Origin of the sequence: Nibrella viscosa (genome assembly GCF_039541875.1) — a bacterium.
Classification (GTDB): Bacteria; Bacteroidota; Bacteroidia; order Cytophagales; family Spirosomataceae; genus Nibrella; species Nibrella viscosa.
Genome location: NZ_BAABHB010000028.1, coordinates 1 through 20,891, shown reverse-complemented (window position 1 = coordinate 20,891; position 20,891 = coordinate 1). Strand labels below are relative to the sequence as shown.

20 protein-coding genes are annotated in these 20,891 nt (G+C 55.6%); 7 read left to right on the top strand and 13 right to left on the bottom strand.

From position 1 onward, the window contains the following. Positions 1-86: 86 nt before the first annotated feature. The 4 genes from ABD931_RS28930 to ABD931_RS28915 form a co-directional block, all read right to left on the bottom strand. The gene (locus ABD931_RS28930) at positions 87-1,289 is read right to left on the bottom strand and encodes a tetratricopeptide repeat protein (protein ID WP_345271605.1); all 1,203 of its coding nucleotides are present in this window, start codon (positions 1,287-1,289) and stop codon (positions 87-89) included. 30 nt (positions 1,290-1,319) lie between these two features. After that, positions 1,320-2,210: a class I SAM-dependent methyltransferase gene (locus ABD931_RS28925; RefSeq protein ID WP_345271603.1), complete on the bottom strand. Its 891-nt coding sequence runs from the start codon at positions 2,208-2,210 to the stop codon at positions 1,320-1,322. A 56-nt stretch (positions 2,211-2,266) separates the two neighbouring features. Further along, positions 2,267-2,686: an EVE domain-containing protein gene (locus ABD931_RS28920; protein WP_345271602.1), complete on the bottom strand. Its 420-nt coding sequence runs from the start codon at positions 2,684-2,686 to the stop codon at positions 2,267-2,269. Between the two features lie 68 nt (positions 2,687-2,754). Beyond that, positions 2,755-3,330, bottom strand: a complete 576-nt coding sequence (locus ABD931_RS28915) for a DinB family protein (protein WP_345271601.1) — start codon at positions 3,328-3,330, stop codon at positions 2,755-2,757. A 267-nt stretch (positions 3,331-3,597) separates the two neighbouring features. Here ABD931_RS28915 and ABD931_RS28910 point away from each other — a divergent pair, with 267 nt between their 5' ends. Then, positions 3,598-4,146 (top strand): RNA polymerase sigma factor, encoded by a 549-nt coding sequence (locus tag ABD931_RS28910; RefSeq protein WP_345271599.1) that lies wholly within the window; start codon positions 3,598-3,600, stop codon positions 4,144-4,146. Between the two features lie 280 nt (positions 4,147-4,426). Next, positions 4,427-7,624, top strand: a complete 3,198-nt coding sequence (locus ABD931_RS28905; RefSeq protein ID WP_370469370.1) for a VPS10 domain-containing protein — start codon at positions 4,427-4,429, stop codon at positions 7,622-7,624. Positions 7,625-7,932: 308 nt separating this feature from the next. On the opposite strand, the gene ABD931_RS28900 is transcribed toward ABD931_RS28905, so the two are convergent. Both ABD931_RS28900 and ABD931_RS28895 read right to left on the bottom strand, forming a co-directional pair. Next, positions 7,933-8,208 carry an acylphosphatase gene (locus tag ABD931_RS28900; RefSeq protein ID WP_345271597.1) on the bottom strand — a complete coding sequence of 92 codons (276 nt, stop codon included), beginning with the start codon at positions 8,206-8,208 and terminating at the stop codon, positions 7,933-7,935. A gap of 81 nt (positions 8,209-8,289) precedes the next feature. Next, entirely contained in the window at positions 8,290-9,363 is a 1,074-nt protein-coding gene (locus ABD931_RS28895) for a mechanosensitive ion channel family protein (RefSeq protein ID WP_345271596.1), read from the bottom strand. A 130-nt stretch (positions 9,364-9,493) separates the two neighbouring features. Between ABD931_RS28895 and ABD931_RS28890 the strand changes: the two genes are divergently transcribed. Further along, positions 9,494-10,078 carry a hypothetical protein gene (locus tag ABD931_RS28890; protein WP_345271595.1) on the top strand — a complete coding sequence of 195 codons (585 nt, stop codon included), beginning with the start codon at positions 9,494-9,496 and terminating at the stop codon, positions 10,076-10,078. 57 nt (positions 10,079-10,135) lie between these two features. Here the strand turns inward: ABD931_RS28890 and ABD931_RS28885 are convergent, their stop codons facing one another. From ABD931_RS28885 to ABD931_RS28865, 5 genes are all read right to left on the bottom strand, one after another. Then, positions 10,136-11,074: a sugar phosphate isomerase/epimerase family protein gene (locus ABD931_RS28885; RefSeq protein WP_345271594.1), complete on the bottom strand. Its 939-nt coding sequence runs from the start codon at positions 11,072-11,074 to the stop codon at positions 10,136-10,138. A 30-nt stretch (positions 11,075-11,104) separates the two neighbouring features. Continuing rightward, on the bottom strand, positions 11,105-12,745 hold the full coding sequence (locus tag ABD931_RS28880; protein ID WP_345271592.1) for an alpha/beta hydrolase-fold protein: 1,641 nt from the start codon (positions 12,743-12,745) through the stop codon (positions 11,105-11,107). A 228-nt stretch (positions 12,746-12,973) separates the two neighbouring features. Next, positions 12,974-13,426 carry a hypothetical protein gene (locus tag ABD931_RS28875; RefSeq protein WP_345271591.1) on the bottom strand — a complete coding sequence of 151 codons (453 nt, stop codon included), beginning with the start codon at positions 13,424-13,426 and terminating at the stop codon, positions 12,974-12,976. 47 nt (positions 13,427-13,473) lie between these two features. Then, complete coding sequence (locus ABD931_RS28870; protein ID WP_345271606.1) at positions 13,474-14,355, bottom strand: sugar phosphate isomerase/epimerase family protein; 882 nt, start codon at positions 14,353-14,355, stop codon at positions 13,474-13,476. A 294-nt stretch (positions 14,356-14,649) separates the two neighbouring features. Then, the gene (locus tag ABD931_RS28865; protein ID WP_345271590.1) at positions 14,650-14,835 is read right to left on the bottom strand and encodes a hypothetical protein; all 186 of its coding nucleotides are present in this window, start codon (positions 14,833-14,835) and stop codon (positions 14,650-14,652) included. Between the two features lie 52 nt (positions 14,836-14,887). On the opposite strand from ABD931_RS28865, the gene ABD931_RS28860 reads away from it, so the two are divergent. The 3 genes from ABD931_RS28860 (at position 14,888) to ABD931_RS28850 (ending at position 17,477) form a co-directional block, all read left to right on the top strand. Continuing rightward, positions 14,888-15,022, top strand: coding sequence for a hypothetical protein (locus tag ABD931_RS28860; protein WP_345271589.1), 135 nt, complete (start codon positions 14,888-14,890; stop codon positions 15,020-15,022). Between the two features lie 149 nt (positions 15,023-15,171). After that, positions 15,172-16,050 carry a helix-turn-helix domain-containing protein gene (locus tag ABD931_RS28855; RefSeq protein ID WP_345271588.1) on the top strand — a complete coding sequence of 293 codons (879 nt, stop codon included), beginning with the start codon at positions 15,172-15,174 and terminating at the stop codon, positions 16,048-16,050. A gap of 53 nt (positions 16,051-16,103) precedes the next feature. Next, entirely contained in the window at positions 16,104-17,477 is a 1,374-nt protein-coding gene (locus ABD931_RS28850; RefSeq protein ID WP_345271586.1) for an FAD-binding oxidoreductase, read from the top strand. A 359-nt stretch (positions 17,478-17,836) separates the two neighbouring features. Here the strand turns inward: ABD931_RS28850 and ABD931_RS28845 are convergent, their stop codons facing one another. Further along, the gene (locus ABD931_RS28845; RefSeq protein ID WP_345271585.1) at positions 17,837-19,120 is read right to left on the bottom strand and encodes a M20/M25/M40 family metallo-hydrolase; all 1,284 of its coding nucleotides are present in this window, start codon (positions 19,118-19,120) and stop codon (positions 17,837-17,839) included. Positions 19,121-19,222: 102 nt separating this feature from the next. Between ABD931_RS28845 and ABD931_RS28840 the strand changes: the two genes are divergently transcribed. Further along, positions 19,223-20,065, top strand: a complete 843-nt coding sequence (locus ABD931_RS28840; RefSeq protein WP_345271584.1) for a Vgb family protein — start codon at positions 19,223-19,225, stop codon at positions 20,063-20,065. A 63-nt stretch (positions 20,066-20,128) separates the two neighbouring features. Here the strand turns inward: ABD931_RS28840 and ABD931_RS28835 are convergent, their stop codons facing one another. After that, positions 20,129-20,824: a DUF2461 domain-containing protein gene (locus ABD931_RS28835; RefSeq protein WP_345271582.1), complete on the bottom strand. Its 696-nt coding sequence runs from the start codon at positions 20,822-20,824 to the stop codon at positions 20,129-20,131. Positions 20,825-20,891 lie beyond the last annotated feature (67 nt).

The following is a 20,891-nucleotide window of genomic DNA, read 5'->3' as shown; positions in this document are numbered from 1 at the left end:
ATTAACTTTTTATTCGTCGCCCTGGGCTATCTAACACTGTTAGAAGAGACCTGGTACCAAATTTTATAGCAGTATCAGTGATTATGTCAGTTATTAGGTCCAATCGACTTCAGGGTTCTGATCGAGTCTCCACCCGTCGACAACCGGGTTTTCGGCTGAATAGTCATAATCCGGACCCGGGCGGTATCGAGCACCGGCGACGGCCGTTGCGGATCCGTTTCGGCAGCGGCCGAACGCTCCAGCAGGTACCCGTCGTAATACCGGCCCGATTTTTTGCGCTGCACCCGCCAGACTCCGGCCTGTGCGTCCTGATCTGTTGCATTCAACGCAACCGCGTTGGTATACGCAGCCAGGGCAGCATCCAGTTGACCGGTCTGTTCGAGGCTGTGCCCGATAAAATAATCGACCCGCGGGTATTGCGGCTTTAACTGCTGTACCCGTTGAAAATTAGTCAGCGCCAAGGGATAGTTTTTCAGGTAGTGATACACCAGCCCGGCCTGAAAATACGCCTGAAACATGTTTGGCAGTAGGGTAGCCGCCCGCTGATAGGCAACCAGGGCACTGTCCAGCCCGCCCATATTGTGAAAGATCAGCCCCCGGCGGTAATGAAGCTGGGCGTTATCCGGAAAATAAACCAGCCCCTGCTCATTATACCGCAGGGCTGTGTTCAGATCGCCCATGGCCCGATACATCGACGCCAGTTGATTATACGTTTCCAGGTAGCGCGGCTTGAGTTTCAGCGACTGCTGGTAATGCCGCAGCGCCAGGGTGGTATCGCCCTGCTTGGCGGCCATCAGTCCGGCAAAATAATATGCTTCGCCTTCGTAGGGGGCCATCTGCAACGCCTTGGCAATATACAACTGGGCTTTATCAAACTGATTCTGCTGCTGAAGCAAATCTCCCAGCAAGGTATAAATAGCCGGGGTGTCGATCCCCAGAATCTCCGCCCGCTGAGCACTCTCAAACGCTTTGGCCGGTTGTTGTAGCGCCCGAAGCACCTGAGCACGGACCAAATAAAAGGACCCGACATTGCCGTTGCGGCTGATGGCCTCGTCAATATCGTCCAGAGCCTCTTCTACCCTGCCCGTCGACAGGTACAAGGCGGCTCGTTTGGCGTAGGCCGATGCCGGCGATGATTGATTGATTGCCCGTGTCAGCGCCACCAGCGTTGCCCGGTTCCGGCTGGTATCACCCGGTTCGGGGATATCCGGAATACGCGCCTGCCGGCGGTCTTCGCTACCGCAACTCAGCAGCACCCAGCAAAAACAGATAAATAACGCAATGCGCATGCACAACCAGTTTCGGAACAAAGATACGGCTTACTGCGAAGAAAACCGATAAAATACCCCCAGCGGCAAGCGCTTCTGCTGCCGATCGTCCAGATACAGCTCCCCCCATTCGGCATGGGGCAGTTGACCAAAGCATTGCCGCATCAGATTATCCAGGATCAGGGCCGAAAACCCCAGCGAATACAGGTTGATGATAAAGAAAAAGTGTTCCTTATCGAGCAGCGATACGCAGGTCTTAAGCAAAGCGTTCAGGTGTTCTTCCAGCACCCACTTTTCGCCCTCGGGGCCGCGGCCGTAGGCGGGCGGGTCCAGAATCAGTCCGTGGTAGGTATTGCCCCGGCGCTCTTCCCGGCGCACAAACTTAACGGCATCTTCGACCACCCAGCGGATGTTGTCGAGCCCGCTGGCTTCCATATTTTCCCGCGACCAGCTAATCACCTGCCGCACGGCATCGACATGGGTGACGTCGGCCCCCGCCTGCCGGGCCGCCAGCGAAGCCCCGCCGGTATAGGCAAACAGGTTGAGTACTTTGGGGCGTTCAACCGGTAACGCTTTTACCTTGTCGTAGATATAAGTCCAGTTGACAGCCTGCTCCGGAAAAATGCCGACGTGTTTGAACGACGAGAGGGCTAGCTTGAACCGTAGCGATAACCCTGCCTGCCGGAAACCGACCAGCCAGGGATCGCGCAGGCCGGGCTTCTTCAGCCACTCGCCCCGCTCCGGCGACTGTTTGTCGCGCCGGAAAGTCGCGTGCGCCTGCCGCTCCCAGTCGGCTTCCGGCAACGATTTATCCCAGATCGCCTGGGGTTCGGGCCGGGCCAGCACGTACGCCCCGAAGCGTTCAAGCTTTTCGAAATTTCCGGCATCAATTAATTCGTATTCCGGCCAGGCCGCCGGAGTCAACAGTTGCAAATCAGCCATGTACGCATAACAAAATCGGGTTCCCATAAGCGGGCACAACCCTCACTTTTTCTGAATCAGGCAACCGGCGCGTGTGCCAGGGCCAGTATTAGCTCAAACTCATCGGGCCGCACCGGCATCACCGACAGGCGCGACTGCCGCAGCAGCGCCATGTTCTGCAAGAGGGGTTCCGATTTCAGCCGGGCCAGCGTTACCGGATTGTCGAACGCCATGACCGGCACCAGTTCCACCACCACCCAGCGCGGATCATCCGGAACTGTCGGGTCGGGGTACGCGTCGCGAACGACTTTCGCCAGCCCGACCACGGCCTGGTTTTTGACGCTATGGTAAAACAGCACCGGATCACCCACCTCCATGGCGCTGAGGTTGTTGCGGGCCTGGTAATTACGCACCCCATCCCAGGTGGCTTTTTTTTCGCTGACGAACCGGCTCCAGGAGTAGGCATCCGGCTCCGATTTCACTAACCAGTACTTCATGCCGCAAAAGTAAAAAGCCCGGTGTTACCCCAGGCTCTTTATACAAAGATTTATGCGATAGGGGCCTGCTAATAGTCGTCTATATCGTAGGCATCGCCGTAGCGTGGGCTGAAATCGTCCTCATCATCGTGGTGGTTCGAGTTACCGCCCCCGCCTTTAAAGGTCAGTGCTTTCTTCAGAATCATAATCTGACCGGCATGGTACAGATCATGGGTAATAATACCGTGGAGCATATCATAATAGGTATAATCGCGGCCCGGCACAATATCTTCCAGAAACTCATCATCGTCCCGTTTATCCAGTTCGTTCACCAGTTCCTCCTGGCTAAGGCTAAGCTCCATCTGGAGAGCCTCCCACTCAAAGGCATCAATTTTCAGGTTGGGTGAACCGAAGTTTTTTTCAGGTGTGGTAATGTCAAAGGCAGCGTCGTTCTGCATTTTCTTTACACAGAAGATACGCCAGCTAGTCATGTGAAAAACCAGTTCGGCAATAGAGTGCGTATTGGGCGTGATTTTGCGGCCCGCCATCTCGGGTGAAACACCCCGCAGGACCTCCACTACCGACGGCCCATGCCAGGCCTCTTCTCCCTCGTAGGTTGTGTTGAGCAGATCTATAATCCGGATCAATTCGTCATTCTGAACCATATGCAATTGTAGCTTGAAGGGGCTCCGACCGATAAGCCGGTACCCGAAAACAAAGGTAAGGCATTCTCTATGTCAAAGCGAAAATTCGACCAAATGATTATCCGCTGACCCGGCGGCCTCAAGACCATTTAGCGGCCCCAAACGGCAAATTTGCTTTTAATAGGTTGTTAATTAAAGCTTAACGTCAATTTAAGTTACTCAGGTGAGAATTGTTTCACCTTTACAATCAAATCAACTAATGGTCATACCGGAGAAACACTACCGCTCATGAACACCCACCCGAAAGACGAAGAGCTCATCAAAGCCTATCTGGAAACAAACAACCCTAAGTGTTTTGACATTCTGTACAACCGCTATGCGACCAAAGTATACCGGCGCTGCCTGTCGCTGACCAAAGATCCGGACCAGGCGCAGGACTTCACCCAGGATGTTTTTGTGCGGGTACTGGCTAATCTGGAGCAGTTTAAGGTGAAATCGACTTTTTCGACCTGGCTTTACTCCATCACCTATAACTACTGCATGGACCAGATCCGGCGCTCGGGCCGTACGCCACTGGTGCCGCTGGAAGATTACCACTACCATACGGTTACGGATACCGACGATGCCTGGCTTATCGAGATGCACCACCAAACGCTCCATCAGGCACTGAAAACGATGCAGCCGGAAGAGGTTCAGGTGTTGCGGCTGAAGTACGAAAAAGGGCTGGAGATCGGCGAAATTGCACGTATGATCAATGTGCGGGATTCGGCCGTGAAGATGCGGCTCAAACGCACCCGCGATAAGCTGCGCCGGAAATGCCTGGCCATGGCCGCCTGAGCCGTTAGTTGATACGCAGGCCCAGCCTGATGAGTAGGCCAGCGTTTGTCCGACTCATGCGGCTCATTCCATTTTGTGATCCTGCCTCAGTTCTCCCCGCCCGAAAATACAGCATCCATTCAGTAAGCAATCTGTTTTCTTGCCAAGGGCAATATTTTCTATTGTTGGTAACAGCCATTGCTTTTTTCGGTAATTTGGACAAAACATCATTCGTCCATTCTTTACCAATCCTATGAAGCAGTATTTACCGGGCGTCTCCGGCCTTTGTCTGCTGGCAGTTATGCTCTCGGCCTCCCCGTCGGATAGCCTGGCGCAGGCCCGAAAAACAGCACAAAAAGCGAAGCCGGCGGCCGCCACCACCCCATCGGGCGTCTCTCCTCACCTGTACAGCGGCCTTCGCTGGCGTAACATCGGCCCCTTCCGCGCGGGGCGTTCGCTGGCCGTGGCAGGGCATCCCGACCAGCCCCTCACCTACTACTTTGGTGCCACCGGCGGGGGCGTCTGGAAAACTATCGACGGCGGCAGCAACTGGTTTCATATCTCCGACAGCACCTTCCAGTCTTCATCCGTCGGAGCCATTACCGTGGCCCCCTCCGACCCGAATATCCTGTACGTAGGCATGGGTGAGGCCGAAATCCGGGGGAATATCTCGTACGGTGACGGCGTCTACAAATCGACCGATGCAGGCAAAACCTGGAAGCATATGGGCCTGAAACTGGCCGACGCCATCGGCAATATCGAGGTGCATCCGCAAAACCCTGATTTGGTGTACCTGGCCGCGCTGGGTAATCCCTACGCGCCCAACCCCGACCGGGGGGTGTTCCGCTCCCGGGACGGCGGCAAAACCTGGCAGAAAATCCTGTTTAAGAACGACAGCACCGGTGCGGCCATCGTGAAAATGGACCCCAACAACCCGTCTATCCTCTACGCATCGCTCTGGCAGGCGTACCGCACCCCCTACTCCATGAGCAGCGGGGGACCCGGCTGCGGCCTTTACAAGTCCACCGATGGGGGTGATACCTGGGTGTCGCTAAACAACCGGCCGGGTATGCCCAAAGGCCTGCTCGGCAAAATAGGCATTGCGGTGTCACCGGCCAACTCGAACCGGCTGTACGCCATGATCGAAAACGCGAAGGGTGGCCTGTACCGCTCCGACGATGCCGGCAACACCTGGCAGCTGATCAACGAAGACAAAAACCTGTGGCAACGGCCCTGGTACTACATGATGCTGGGAGCCGATCCGCAGAACGAAAACGGGCTGATCGTGCTAAACGTAAACGCCTTGAAATCGTACGACGGGGGTAAAACGTTTCAGCGGGTACCGGTCCACCACGGCGATACCCACGACATCTGGTGGAACCCCAAAAACCCGCAAAACTTCATCATCGGCGACGATGGCGGAGCCGAAGTGACCTTCAACGGCGGGGCTACCTTCTCCGACATCGACATTCCGACAGCGCAGTTTTACCATGTGGCGCTGGATAATGACTTCCCGTACAATGTCTACGGTGCCCAGCAGGATAACAGCTCCCTGCGCATTGCCAGCCGCAACACCGACTTTGGCATCGGCCCCAATGACTGGTTTCCCGTGGCCGGTGCCGAATCGGGCTATATTACGCCGGACCCGACAAACCCGAATATCACCTACGGCGGTAACTACGACGGTTTTCTGTCGCGCTACGACAAAGCTACCGACCAGAACCAGGTGATCAATGTGTTTCCGGAATACGGCATGGGAGCCCCGGCGTCGATGCGGAAGTACCGCTTCCAGTGGACGTACCCGATTGTGTTCTCCCCCCACGACTCCAGGGTGCTGTACGTGACCTCGCAGCACGTTCACCGCAGCACCGACAACGGCCACACCTGGGAAGACATCAGCCCCGACCTGACCCGCAACGACCCTAAAACGCAGGGCGAAACCGGTGGTCCCATCACCAAAGACATCACCGGGGCCGAGACCTACGCCACCGTGTTTACCTTTGCCGAATCGCCCGTGGAGAAGAACGTGTTCTGGGCCGGCTCCGACGACGGGCTCCTGCATATCAGCCGCGACGGCGGCAAAACCTGGCAGAACATCACCCCACCGACATCGCAGATAGCCGCCGGAGCGCTGATGAGCATCGTTCACCCCTCCGACCACGCCCCCGGCAAAGCCTATCTGGCCGCCAACCGATACCAGGACGGTGACCGCCGGCCTTACCTGTTCCGCACCACCGATTATGGCAAGACCTGGACCCCCATTACTGCCGGTATTCCGGCCGATGAGTATTGCCGGGTCGTGCGCGAAGACCCCAACAAAGCGGGGCTGCTGTTTGCCGGCACCGAGCGGGGTATCTACGTATCGTTTAACGATGGCGGCTCGTGGCAGAAGCTGAATCAGAACCTGCCCATTACACCCATCCGCGATTTACAGATTCATAAGCAGGAAAAGGATTTGGTGGTGGCTACCCACGGCCGCTCGTTCTGGATCATGGACGACATCAGTCCGCTGCACGAGATCATGGACAAGCAGCCAACGGGTCTGGCTGCTATGCACCTGTTTAAACCCCGCCACGCTTACCGGATGCTGGGCGGCAGTAGTCAGGAGGCCGTTCCGACGGTGGGCGAGAATGCCCCAAACGGCGTTATTGTCCGCTATCATCTGAAAAACCAGCCGGCGAAGGAGTTGAAACTACAGTTTGTGACCGCCACCGGCGACAGCATCATTTCCTACTCCAGCCTGAAAGACCGGAAAGGCCAGCCGCTGAAGATTTCCAAAGATTTTTACGAAGATTCGACGCTGGTCCGGCCGGGCCTGATCTCCGCCAAACCCGGTATGAACGTCTTTGTATGGGACATGCGCTACCCCGACGCCACGGTTGTAGAGGGCACCAACGTGATGTGGACCGGCCGGGGCCTTGGAGCCAAAGCCGTACCGGGCACTTACAAGGTGCGGCTGCTGCTGGGCGATTCGCTGGTGCAGGAGCAAGCCTTTGAGATCCGCAAAGACCCACGGCTGAAAACTACCGATGCCGATTTTCGGGAGCAGTTTGCCTTTGTACAGAAGATCAACAACAAGCTGTCGGAAACGCACAAAGCCATCAACCAGATTCGCCAGATCCGGAGCCAGATCAACGGCTACCTGACCGCCATGAACGATACGGTGATGGTCAGCAAGTTTAAGCCGTTGACCAAACCCATGCTGGAGGAGCTCGATCAGCTGGAAGCCACGCTGATGCAGCCCAAAGCAAAAGCCGTGCAGGATCTGCTGGCCTACCCCATCCGGCTGAACGATAAACTGGCGGGGGTAGCCTCGGCCGTAGCCTCAGCGGATACAAAGCCCACCCGGGCATCATACGTAGTGTATGAATCGCTGGCCGCTCAGGTCGACGCAGCGCTGGGTAAACTGAAGGAGCTGATCAGCAAACGGATACCGGCCTTTAACCAGATGGTAGCGGAGCAGAAGATACCCGCCATCAGGCTGGAGAGCAAAGGCTAAGTCCGTAACTGTCGGATAATCAGCCGAAACAGCCTTATAGCGTATAGCATTAACCGCCTATACATACGTCATTGATAAACCTATAAAATCAGAAACGCTATGGAAATTAATTTTGAGGTTGTAGTGATTCTGGTTCTGTGGTGATAGAGTATAGGTTGTAACAAACATGGCGTAAAGGACATTACCACAGGAAGCGGTAACCCTGCCATTCTGTTTTTCCGACCCATGGATCTGTCCGTAAACGATAAAGGGCGTAGTCCGGAGCCATTGCTGGCCTGACTACGCCCTTACCTTTAATCACCTAAACCTCACATAGGCATCTCTATAAACCGATCATAGCCCTGTAGTGCACCTTCCTCCACCGCGATATGACTGACATGGGTACCGTCCGGCCCCTGCTCACACCACTGCCGGTAAGCATCAAGCTGCTCCGGCGCACCTTCCACCTCTATATGCAAATTTCCATCCGGTTCGTAATGGGCGGTGCCGTTCAAGCCCAGTTTTTCGGCTTTTTGCCGCGCTTCCTGCCGGAACAGCGTTCCCTGTAAATCACCGGATACGCGAATGATCAGATTTTTTTTCATAACGGTTTGTTTTGGTACTGTAACCCGCTGCGGCCGGAGAAGTTTTGGCAGGCACCCCCTTAGGGCCGGAAAAGTTTTCCGTTACGAATACCGATCCACCTCCGTCGGCTGGTTCATCCAGTACAGCGCCTGCGTCGGGTAGGCAAACTCGATGCCTCGCGCCTTAAACTCTTCGTAAATACGCAGGTTGATCGTCTGCTGAATATCCATGTAACGGTTGAATTCGGTAGACAGCACAAAGTAAACCACATCGAAATTCAGGCTGGAATCACCATAGGCGGCAAAATGGGCGCGGTCGAACAGCGCATCCGACTGCTCCTCTACAAGGGCTTTCAGCAGAATTGGAATCGCTTTCAGTTGATCCAGCTCCGCCTGATAGGTTACTTTCACGGTAAAGGCTATCCGGCGCCGGTCCATGCGCTTGAAGTTGTGAATCCGGGATTTGGTGAGGTCGCTGTTGGCAAAAATCAACTGCTCGCCGGTCAGGCTTTTGACGCGGGTTGTTTTGATGCCGATATAATCGACAGAGCCCATTTTGTTGTCTACCGTAATGAAGTCACCCACCTCGAAGGGCCGGTCGAAGAAAATGACCAGATAATTGAATAAATCACCCAGGATGTTCTGAGCCGCCAGGGCCACCGCAATACCCCCGATACCGAGACCGGTCACGACGGTGGTTACGTTGTAGCCCATATTGTCGAAGATAAACAGCAGGCCAACCGCCCAGATAACGACATTGATGAGCAGCATCAGGCCGCCCACCTGCTTTAGTTTTTCGTCGCCCTGGTTCTGCCGCCGGATAAACGACCGGAGAAACAGCAGAATAGCCGAGGATACCAGCCGGACTATCAGAAAGGTGATCACAACGGTAGAGGCCACTTTCAGAATCCCTTCCGCCCTGGGTGTGAGTATCAGCAAATTCAGGCCAATCGTAACAACCCCAAAATACAGGGCCGGAATGCCGAAGCGGGCGATGCTGTCGACTACAAAATCATCGAAATGCGAATCCGTCGAGCGGGTCCACTCCCTGACCCGCGCCAGGATGGTTCGCCTGAAGATGCCGATCATCACTATCCCAACCAGTATGACACCCAAAGCCAGCAGATAATCCTGAACGGTATTCTGAAACAAAACTTTTTCCAATACTTCTCTCATGGCTACTCAAATCATCAATACATTAGCACGGTACTATGTATAAAATACCCGCCCCGAGGGCTACTGGTTCCGTAGCCCTTCATTTTTTACGAAAAACGGCTAATTTCCCAGAGCTCAAACCCCAACCGACATGGTACATACCCTCGCTGCCTTTTTTTACCGGATTGCCTCCTGGAAACTGCTGCTGCTGACCATTCCCTTTTATCTGGCGTTTCCCGGTTACTTCTTCAAGACCCTAGAAACCAGGATGAACGCCTATGCGGGACAGACCATCGGCCCCATCGACCTGCTGATGGGGAATTTCGATCCCGATAAAATTCTGGAAATGGTAGCGGCCTATGGCCCCGAAGGCCGCCCCTATTATGCGTTTGGGGAGCTGACGGCCGATCTGGCCTACCCCATCATTTACACCTTCCTGCTATGCGTGAGCCTGTCGCTGCTGTTCCGGCAGAAACCGTATACGCCGTTTTATTGGGTGAATGTACTTCCGGTAGCCATCATGCTCAGTGATTTTCTGGAGAACAGCCTGATCGTAACCCTGCTCAACACGTACCCGGACACATCGCGATCGGTGGCCATTCTGTGCATGGTCTTCACCAACCTGAAATGGACGGTTTTTTTTCTGGTGGTGGGCCTCATTTTGTACGGTTTGGCGCGGCTGCTGCTCAGCCGGCTAAGCCGGGCCAACCCGTCGAAGCGAACAGAGCAGATATAAAAACTCGTCCAGCCTGAGCGTCCAGGGGTAAGGCAGAACGCAGGGGACGTTCCGGCATCAGGCCAGCGGAATCTGGGCTTCAGCGGCTCGCCGAATGACGTACTGCCGGGCTTCGTCGTATTCCTCGGCCGTGCGCAGGTGTTCCAGCATAAACGGTACCGGTTGCGGCAGCGACGTAACATTACGCAGGTACGTGGTGTAATCGAGACCACCCCGGCCGGGCATGGTTTCGGCCAGGTGGGCATCTTTGCCGTAGACATCCTTCCCGTGTACCGATACGATCCACCGCCCCAGTTTTCTGAACGTCTCGTTGATCAGCGCGGTGTTGTTGTAGTAACGGTCGGGCGAGTTAACGATGTTCGCGATGTCGACGTGAGCACCAAAGGCCGGGCGGTCGATGGCCTTGATGAACTTCAGATACGAATCCGGTCCGTCGGGCAGGCTCCAACCCATCATTTCGAGGGAAAACTTCGCCCGCTTTGGCTTTACGGCGTCGATGACTTTCCGGCAGTTCTCTACGGTAGCGTCGAAGAATTCTTTCGACACGTTGCGGGCGTCGGGACCATCCCAGTTTTTGGGGTTGTACGACCCGGCAATGTTCACACAGGTAAGCGCCCCCACGGCATCGGCCAGGGCCAGCCGTTCGGTCACATAGGTCAGGTTCTTCGCCCGTTTCTCAGGAGCCAGATCCAGCATATTGACCCAGGCTCCTACTTCGGCAATGATGACGTTCTGCTCCGCAAAGGCTTTTTCAATCGCCTTGATGTTAGCGCTGTCCTGCGTATTCACCGCCGGTACATAGGCGGCACTGTACCCCAGTCGCCGGTGTTCACGGGCCAGTTCGGCGGGATCATCGCTTTTCAGGAAGATAGGCCCACCCAGACGTAGTGCATTGGGAGCCGCTTTGGCAAATGAATGGTTCGGCAGTAGCACACTACCCGCCAGCAGGGCCGTTGATTGCAAAAAAGTCCGGCGCAGAATTGTAGTGTCGTTCATAATCGTATTTCGGATTTGGAATTGCGGACCTTAAAGTCTCGGCGTTGCGGGTTTGATGGGAGCCTCGTACGGCTTTACCCCCTGCACATTAAGCGTTCGGCGGTAGTGTTTATCTCCGCACCGGATCATTACCGTTTTGGAGTCGGCCCCTCCAAAAGTAAGCTGGGTGGTCTGTTCGCCCGGTACCGGCAAAATCGCGTTGACCCGCCCGAGCTGATCCAGCACCTGAATACCCAGCCGGGTAGCAACGTACACGCGCCCGTCCCGGTCGCATGCAATAGCCGCGGCCCCCGCATCTTCGGCCGTATCCGGCACATGCAGCCAGCCGTACCGCTGCTTGCTGCTGAGTGTGCCATCCGGACTGATCTGATAAATCCAGACCCAATGCGTGCCAGACTCCAGCGCGTACAACTGCGTCTGATCGGGGGTAAGGGCAATGCCGGCTGCGCCGTTCAGCCGGTCGTCCACCTGGATTCGCTCGCCGGTTGCCCGGATCAGATAAAGCCGGCTACGCTGGCCAGGACCGTCGGCCAGCAGGTAGCCGTTGCCGTTGTGGGCCACAACCAGGTCGGTACCGGTAATGCCCCGAACCACCGCCTTTTCTGTGCCGGATGCGTCGTAGATCCGTACTTGACTATTGATCAGCGCATACCGGGTGCCGCCGGGTCCCGGCACGTCTCTGCCGCTTTTCTTCTCCTTCAGGGGAGTCTCCGCAGCCGGTCCGGCGGCTTGCCAGCCTTCGCCCGGCAGCAGCATGTCACTCAGAAACTGATTCCTGGATTTTCCGGCGGTGACGGGTTGGGGCCAGTCTTTCCAGAGCCAGCGCATGGCCTGCGGAAAAACGGCCGTACCGTGTTTGCCGTTGTGGCCGCCTTCGCTCCACACATGCTCGACTTCATAGCCGGCAAAGGTCAGCGCACGTTCCATAGCTTCGTTGGCTTTCCACCAGTCGCCGGCGTAAATGTCCAGGTCGTTGGTGCCGTCCTGCAAAAAGACGCGAATGGGTTTGGGTTCGGTTTTGCGGACCAGCGTCGAATACCGGTCACCGCCCCGCAGGCCCACGTACGTACCAATGGCGCTGAACACCCTCGAAAACGCATCCGGCCGCTCCCAGGCGGCCGTAAACGCACAAACGGCTCCGCTGCTGGAGCCCCCGATGGCCCGGTCGTTGCCGTTTTTCGAGAGCCGGATTGCCCGGCCATCGCTGGCTTTATGCGTCTCCACAGCGGGCAGAATCTCCTCCAGAATAAACCGGGCGTAGGCATCGCCCAGCCCATCGTACTCGACACTACGGTTGTAGCGATCCAGGGCCTTATCGGCATTGGCGGCCCGCACCCGGCCCGGTGTCACAAATACCCCAATGGTCACCGGCATCTGGCCCTGATGGATCAGGTTGTCGAACACGGTAGGCGCTTTCCACTGGATACCGTCCTGGTTGACGTACACGCAGGCCGGTTTTTCGGGTCGGTATTGAGCCGGAACATACACCCAATACTCGCGCCAGGTGCCGGGAAAGATTTTTGATTGCTCGAACGTAAACTTCAGCACTTCGCCTTTGGGAACGCCGGGCTGTTCGATAGAGGCCGGATCGTCCGGGTACGTCTCCGGGGCGGGTTGCGCCAGGGCAACGGTACTCCACCCGATCAGGGCCACCAGGAAAATACGGTTCATGACGGGTAAGGGTACAGGTCGCTTCGCTAAAAAGAACACACGTTTCCGCAGCAGAACACGGGGTATTAAGGTAGGCAGCACCAGCTTATCAAGCTGCGGGGAGCTCATCACCTGCGCCAGGACAGTTAATGGCCCTATGCAACAGGCAAAGACCAGGCTAATCAGAAAGGCGTTCAGAAATTGCCCCTTCCTACAAGACTCGTTCCATCGTTGCCGTATATTCATGCGCTATTGAGTAACCCGTTTGTATTTTTCGACGATGACGTGATCAATACCCAGCTTTTCCAGCTTCTCGACACCTGTCTGGATCAGCGTATCGTTCACAATTTTTACCACAAACCGAAACTGATGATTCTCCCAGTTTTTGTCACTAAAGTATTCCAGATTTTCGGTGTAGACACTATCCGCTAAGGTATACGTTCCGCCACCGGCCGTAAAGGCGGTAGCCGACGAGTCTTTTTCCCGATTAGTTGTATGATTCAGGAACGCAAAATGGGTGGGGTTGATAATCTTGATCATTTTATGGGCAGAATCGAACGTGGAGAACGTCGAATCGTTTACCGTAGTGGTTGCCGAGATCAGTTCCCAGGTTCCGATAAGCGGCAGATCCGGCTGTTTTGAACGACAGCCAAATACCGTAACAATGGCGGCTATACAGGTAAAGACAAGGTAAGGTTTCATAGTTAGTTTCTTTGCAGGATCAGAGAAGCCGAACAGGTCTATGCCGGCTATATCTTACGGATCATCCGGTCAAAAACAGCCCGCTGCGCCTTCATAGAGGCTATCTTATCAGTTGGGTTAGTATGACATTCCAGCAGCACCCAGCCATTGTATTTCATAGTGACCAGATTAGTCAGCAGTTCGGTATAGGGGTAGTCGGTCCGGTCGAGTTCGCGAACGTGGCAGGTGGCCCCAAACCGGTCTTTTACCAGGTCGAAATTATAGGTAAAGCCCTTGCCGTTCAGGTCCTGGGGGTTGCAGTTCCAGCAGATTGTGGCATTCGGATGGCTGGCTACATCCATGATCCGCCTGATCATGGGCAGTTCCTGCGTTTCTTCGCCGTGTACCTCCAGCCGGATCTGCTGCCCAAAGTCAGCGCCGTACCGGGCCAGTTCGTTCAGCGCTTCGCCGATCTGGCTCAGCGTTTTCTCCACCGGAACCTCTTTATGCAGCCCGTTGGGCTTCACCTTCACGCCCGACCCACCCACATCGGCGCTTAGCCGGATAAATTCCTTTGTCCGCTCAATAGACGCCCTGACCCGGTCATGATCCACAAAATCGAACTGCTGATTGGTCCCGAAGCCGACCAGTTGAACCGGGCTGTCGGCAAACCGCTGTTTAACCGCCAGGCGCTGGGCCGCCGTCAGTTCGGGCGTCACAGTATGGGCATGATCTACCCGGAGTTCAACGCCCTGCATGCCGGTATCGGCGCAGTTTTTCAGCAGCGTGGGCAAGTCCCAGTCTTTACCCCACAGATACGTAACGAGACCGAGTTTGATAGTCGGTTTTTTCAGGGCCGGCTCATGGGCCAAAGCCGATGCCGACAACAACGAGACACCGGTCAGCAGGGAAAGTTCCTGAAGGAATGTTTTACGGTCGATAACAACCATCATTGGGAGGGATTAGGAATGAAGCATACCGCAGGTCCGTCAAGACCTTCCCGGCTATAGGAAAAAGACGCGTCATACACTTTATTACTTATCGGGCGAGAAGCCGCTATACCGACCTAATTACCGCCAAGTAGCCTTCATTCACTGGCAACTAGCTGCCGGCTGACCTCAATCTACAGCAGGCCGCCCAACACCCTCATGTGACGCTGGCGACGAAGGAGCCTTGACGCACATGGTGGGTTGGGTGTTATTACGCTGACTTAGTGGCTTGCTGCCTGTCGCCGGTGACCCGCCTTACTTGTCAGTTGATAGATTTCGTTGTATATCAAGCACAATATCAACAGTCACATCATTGGCATCAGCAATTTCCCCGACGGTTAATTTCCCCTGTAAAAGTAACTTTCTGACAGCAGCCTTTTTTACTTCTTCAATCTTTCTATTCTCATTTTCAATTGCTAACACGTTAGCTGCCAAAGTCATCTCGTAAGCTCTTGGTAAATGGTCAATCAGGCCATCGGTACCCTATGGCGAAGTGCCGCGGTTTCTGTACCGGCTCCTCGTGGCCGGCTACGCCCATCAAAACGAACCGACCCGCACCCGCAATGGCCTGCTGGTCTGGCTGGACACCCAAACGGGTGAAGGCCGGGACTTTCCGGTGACCGAGTAAAACAGCCGGGGAGTAACTATGCTGTCGTAACCTGACGTATAACCGGCAAAGTTGAGCCCTACAGCAAAAAAGTTGAGCCGCACAGCAAAGCCTTTGCCATTTAACTTTCCTACCTTTGATTAAGCCACTATTCTTCAGCGGCATACGCCATGACGAATATCTATGATTTCCTGAAGTTCCAGCCGGAACTCTATAAGCAACTGGTGTGCAAAGACATTCTGTTTGCTTATTACGACTGCCCGCAGACGGGCCTGCGGGAGGAAGTCTTTTCTCATTACGGTTATATCACGTTTGTGGTCCGGGGTGAGCGACGCGTTCACCGCTCGGGTAAGTCCTGGCTGCTCCAGCCGAATTCCTGCCTTTTCTTTAAAAAAGGAGCCCTGCTACAGGACATTTATCGAAGCGACAATTTTCGCTCTTTCAACCTGTATTTGCCCGATAGCTACCTGCAACAGCTCATCAAAGAGTACCGTAAATTTTACAACGGAAGGCTGGTGGGCAATCAGCCTGGCGAGCAGGTGATTGAGTTGGCCGTTAACGAGACAACACATAGTTTTATACAGACAATTCTGGGCTATTTTGAGCAGCAGCCGGCCCCCACCGAAGCAGAACTGGAACAACGGGCCCGTGAGCTGCTGTTCTCGCTGCTGATCAACAAAGCGAACCAGGTCCTGGCGGCCTACCTGAACAGCCTCGTCGATCGCCGTCAGACGTCGCTGTACGAGGTAATGGAAGCCAATTATATGTTTAATCTCTCGCTGGAACAGTATGCCCGCATTGCCAACCGGAGTCTGGCTACGTTTAAGCGGGAGTTCACCAGGGTGTTTCAGACCACACCGGCCAAATGGCTGATGCAAAAGCGACTAACCTACGCGCAAACGTTACTGCAAACCACCAGCATGCTGGTCAATGATGTGGCCTTCGAGAGTGGTTTCGAAAACAACTCGCACTTCAGCCGGGTGTTCAAGGAAAAATTTGGTACATCGCCTGCCAACTACCGCAAACAACTGGTACTCTCGTATAGCTAATACCGTCACTTATTCCGTGCCTGATTTTCTGTTAACCTAATCCCTTGTTCATTATGGAAACACTTGCCACGTCGCAACTGCTGTTCCGCCTGAAGGGCCAGCTTATTACGCCAAAGGATGCCGAATACGAAACGGCCCGCCAGGTATACAACGGCATGATCGACAAACGACCGGCTTTGATTGCCCGGTGCGCATCGGTAGAGGATGTCGTCATGATGGTAAACTTTGCCCGCAAAAACCAGCTTCTGGTGTCGATTCGGGGGGGTGGTCATAATGGGGCGGGCTTCGGGGTAAACGACGGAGGGCTGGTCATTGACCTGTCGCTGATGAAAGGGATCGAGGTAAACCCTGAAGATAATACGGTTCGCGTGGAGGCCGGTTGTCTGCTGCGCGATGTCGATGCCGCTACCCACCCCTACGGGCTGGCGGTACCGTCGGGTATTAACGGCACAACGGGTATTGCCGGATTAACGCTCGGCGGTGGTGTAGGATATCTGTCCCGCAAATTCGGCCTGACTATCGATAGCCTTTTGTCGGCAGATGTGGTACTGGCCCACGGAGAGGTCGTAACGGCATCGGCCGGCGAGCATCCCGACCTGTTCTGGGCCATCCGCGGAGGGGGCGGCAACTTCGGAGTAGTCACGTCGTTTGTCTTCCGGGGCAATCCCATCCGTACGGTCGTGGCCGGGCCAATGCTGTGGGAGTTAGCCGATGCCCGCGCCATTATGCGCTGGTACCGGACCTATATCAAACAGGCTCCCGACGAAATCAACGGCTGGTTTGCCTTCCTGACCGTACCGCCCGGCCCGCCGTTCCCGGAACAGTTGCACCTGAAGAAAATGTGTGGCATTGTGTGGACGTATACCGGCCCCGCCGACAAGGCCGAGGATGTATTTAGCCCTATTCGTCAGATGAAAACGCCCGCGCTGGAGATGATCGGTGAAATGCCGGTACCGGTCATGCAGGGGATGTTTGATGCGTTATACCCGCCGGGGCTTCAGTGGTACTGGAAAGGAGATTACGTGAATGAGCTGAGCGACGAAGCCATCGATATCCACCTCAAATACGGCAACAGGCTGCCCTCCGCCTTGTCGACTATGCACTTATACCCGATCAACGGGGCAGCCGGCCGGGTAAGCAACGACGCAACGGCCTGGAACTACCGCGACGCCACCTGGGCCATGGTTATTGCCGGGATTGATGCCGATCCTGCTAACAAAGAGGTCATAACAAACTGGGCGCGTTCGTACTGGCAGGAACTTCATCCGTACAGTGCCGGTGGTTCGTACGTCAATTTTATGATGGATGAGGGGACCGACCGGGTAAAGGCCACCTATGGCGCTAATTATGAGCGGCTCGCGGCTATCAAACACCAATACGATCCGGAAAACCTCTTCCGGGTAAACCAGAATATCCGCCCCGACTGACTTTTAGTTAAAAATCGGTTTGCCGTCCGGCCCAAATTCCGACTAAGCCGACAACGGGCCGTATCGTCCTGACAATAGCACGGCGTTCCGCCAAGACTGGCCTAATCTCAATACCAAAGCCATTGATTACCCGTTTGGGCCCTACGCCGACCCCTTTAGTGAACAACAGCACAAGTACGGGCCCTTTAAACCGATTGAAGCCTACCGGAAACGGATTGCCGCCCGAACAGGCCAATAACCGGCATCACCCGCGCCGGGCATCTTCCCGGCGCGGTGGCAGGCCCTGCTGTTTCCCACTACAACTGCCCGCCAGATGACTCAGCGCAATGAACACGGCTGTTCCGGAAGCAGACTGCCGCTTACCGCGTCAGCCGGTATAGCAGCAGGGCTGTGCGCTGGATCAGCAACGGGTATTCTTTGAGGTTAATGCTTTCTTCGATGCTGTGGGCACCCTTGCCGGATGCCCCTAAGCCATCCAGGCACGGCAGGTACTGCGCCACAAACGATACATCGCCGGCTCCACGGGCACCCGGATCACCGGCCGCTACCGGCCCAAGACCCATATCGCGGCTGAGCTGATCGACCTGTTGCCGCAGCCCCTCGTTGGCCGCCGACGGCTCCATCGACGGTATGCCGTCGGCAAAAGTAATCGTCGATTTGGTCAGCGGCAGGGGCTTCTCCACTATCTCCCGCATGCGGGCGCGGGCACTTTCTTTCTGCGCTTCCGACAGAAACCGCAGGTCGCCTTTTACCAGCGCCGAAGGCGCCACAATATTGGTTTTGCCGGTCGTCTCGGCTTTAGCCGCCTGGCCATCGTAGCGAACATCGGAGCCGCCCACGATCAGACCGGGGTTGAAGGTCAGGTACGGCTCCTGACTCAGGGTCCGGCGGAACTCGTTCAGGATGCGGGCCGCTTCAAAAATAGCGCCATAGCCCAGATCGCTGAACACCCGCGACGAATGGCCGGTACGCGACACTACCTGGAGGTTCCACGAACTGGAGCCCCGGCGGCCGGTAGTCACCGTGTTCAGCCCCTGCGCCGTTTCGAAAGCCAGCGCCACATCGCATTGTCTGGCGCGTTCTATGAAATCACGGCGGCTTTCGGGGCCGCCACTGCTTTCTTCGTCGCCGGTAAAATACACCGTTATGGATGTACCGTCGAGCAGCTTATTGGCGTGCAAGGCTTTCAGGGCAGCAATGATCAGTACATCGCCCCCTTTCATGTCATTGACGCCCTGACCGGTAGCCGTTGTGTCATTCACCCGCGTGAAAGGCTCAAACGGCAGGCTTTTTTCGAAGACGGTGTCCAGGTGGCCGATCAGAAACAGCTTTTTGCCTCGGTTGCCCTGCCGGGTAGCTACCAGGTGCCCCGCCCGGTTCAGCGAATCGGGTAAGGTCACCCATTCGACATTAAAACCGATTTTCGCCAGCTCCTCCCCCATCAGTTTACCCACCATACGGACGCCTGCCAGATTCAGGGTACCGCTGTTGATGTTGACCACCTTTTCCAGCAACTGCCCGGTCTCCGGATACTGCTGCCGTACCGTTTCGCTGATTTTCAGTTCCGTTTTCGACAGGGACTGACTCAACAGCGGGTGGGCCAGGATGAATAGCCCTACAAGAATGACGCAAAATTTTGCCATATTCCGACAATCGTTACGTTGGATAAAAGAGATGACTGTTTAAACATACAAAATATTTGTCAACCTGACCAGACTAGTCAGGTCATCCGCCTGTTACGCCTTATGAAAACCGGTATACTATTGCTGCTCATCGCCTTGTCCGGCACCGCCCTCCACGCCCATCCCGGCATCGGCCTTGTCATGGATAGCCGGGGAAATGTCTTTTATACCGACTTGACGCATGTCTGGAAAATCAACCCGCTTACGGGCGAAAAATCTGTTGCTGTCAGAAACGTACACACCCATGAGTTGTACCTGGACGCGCAGGATAACCTCTACGGCGAAAACCTCCGGTACGAAGGCGAACGTACCAACACCTGGAACCACCGGGTATGGTGCCTCCGGCCCGACGGCACCCGCGTGACCATTATCCCGGCTACCGAGGGTTTTCTGACCAACTACAGCTTTGTCCGCGACAAAACCGGCACCATGTACTGGGCCGACCGCAACGTGATCCGCAAGCGCCTGCCCGACGGTACAATCCGGGTACACGCCCAGGGGCCATTTACCGGCATCGGCTGGCTGACCTGTACACCGGACGGTATCATCTACCTGACCGATGGCCCGGCGGTGAAGCAGATTCTGCCCGACGGCAGGGTGCAGACCCTGGCCCGGAACCTGCGGGAAAACCGGCAGGCACAGCTACCCACCGGCGGGCCTCCCGCGCTGATGGGCCTGAGCTACGATCTGAGCGGTAATGTATATGTGGCCTGTTTTGGGGCCGGTATGGTGCAGAAAATCAATTCGGCCGGGCAGGTCACCGTGGTGGCACAATCGAAGCATCCCTGGTCGCCGGCAGGGGTGCTGGCCGATAAAACAGGCAACCTGTGGCTGCTGGAGTATTCGACCGCCAACCAGGCGCGGGTCCGGCGTATCTACCCCGACGGCTCGGATAAGGTGTATTAAGTACAACGGAATTATATTCCGTTTTTATGGGCTTAACAAAAACGGAATTATATTCCGTTTTACTTAATCGTCGGCTTCCTCGAAGAACAGGTAGTTCAGGAAATCGCAGTAGGGCTTTACCAACCGGCAGGCAGTCACGATTTCGGCCGCAAAGCCGGGCCTCAGTACCTCCTCGTCGGTAAAGCGGTGCATGAAGAACAGTTGCTTCCGACGCAGCAGGTCTATGTCGGGGTGGTCGGCGGTGTAGCCTTTGGGGGCGGTTTTCATAACCTCGCCCCAGATTTCCGGAAAGTACGCCCGAAACTCCTCCGCGTCGATGATGCGCTTCAGTTCGGCCGCGTTATAATCAATTTCCTGCCGGAACTTAGCCAGTTGCGCGGGGGTGGGATTCCACATACCGGCACCGAGGAACGACTCGTTGCCCGGCTGCAGGTGCAGGTAATAATCGATACGCCCGGAATGCCGGCCACCCGGCCCGATAGCAGCGGCAAAGTTCAGCTTATAGGGCGATTTATCTTTCGAAAACCGGATGTCGCGGTTGATCCGGAAGATACAATCTTTCACGTCGGTATTAGGCAGCGGCTCGGTCTGGGTCAGTGCCTGAAGCACCTGGGCAACCAGGCGTTCAAACTCCTGGCGGGCGGCTTCGTACCGTTTCCGGTTGGCCTGAAACCAGTCCCGCTGATTGTGCTGGGCCAGATCGAGCAGGAAGTCGAGCGTGGCGACCGACAGATTTTCGTTCTTGGGTGGAGTGCGCATACGTATAGCTCAAAAATACAAAGAATAGGCCGATCCACCCCCAACCGGAGCCATTTACTATTCTTTT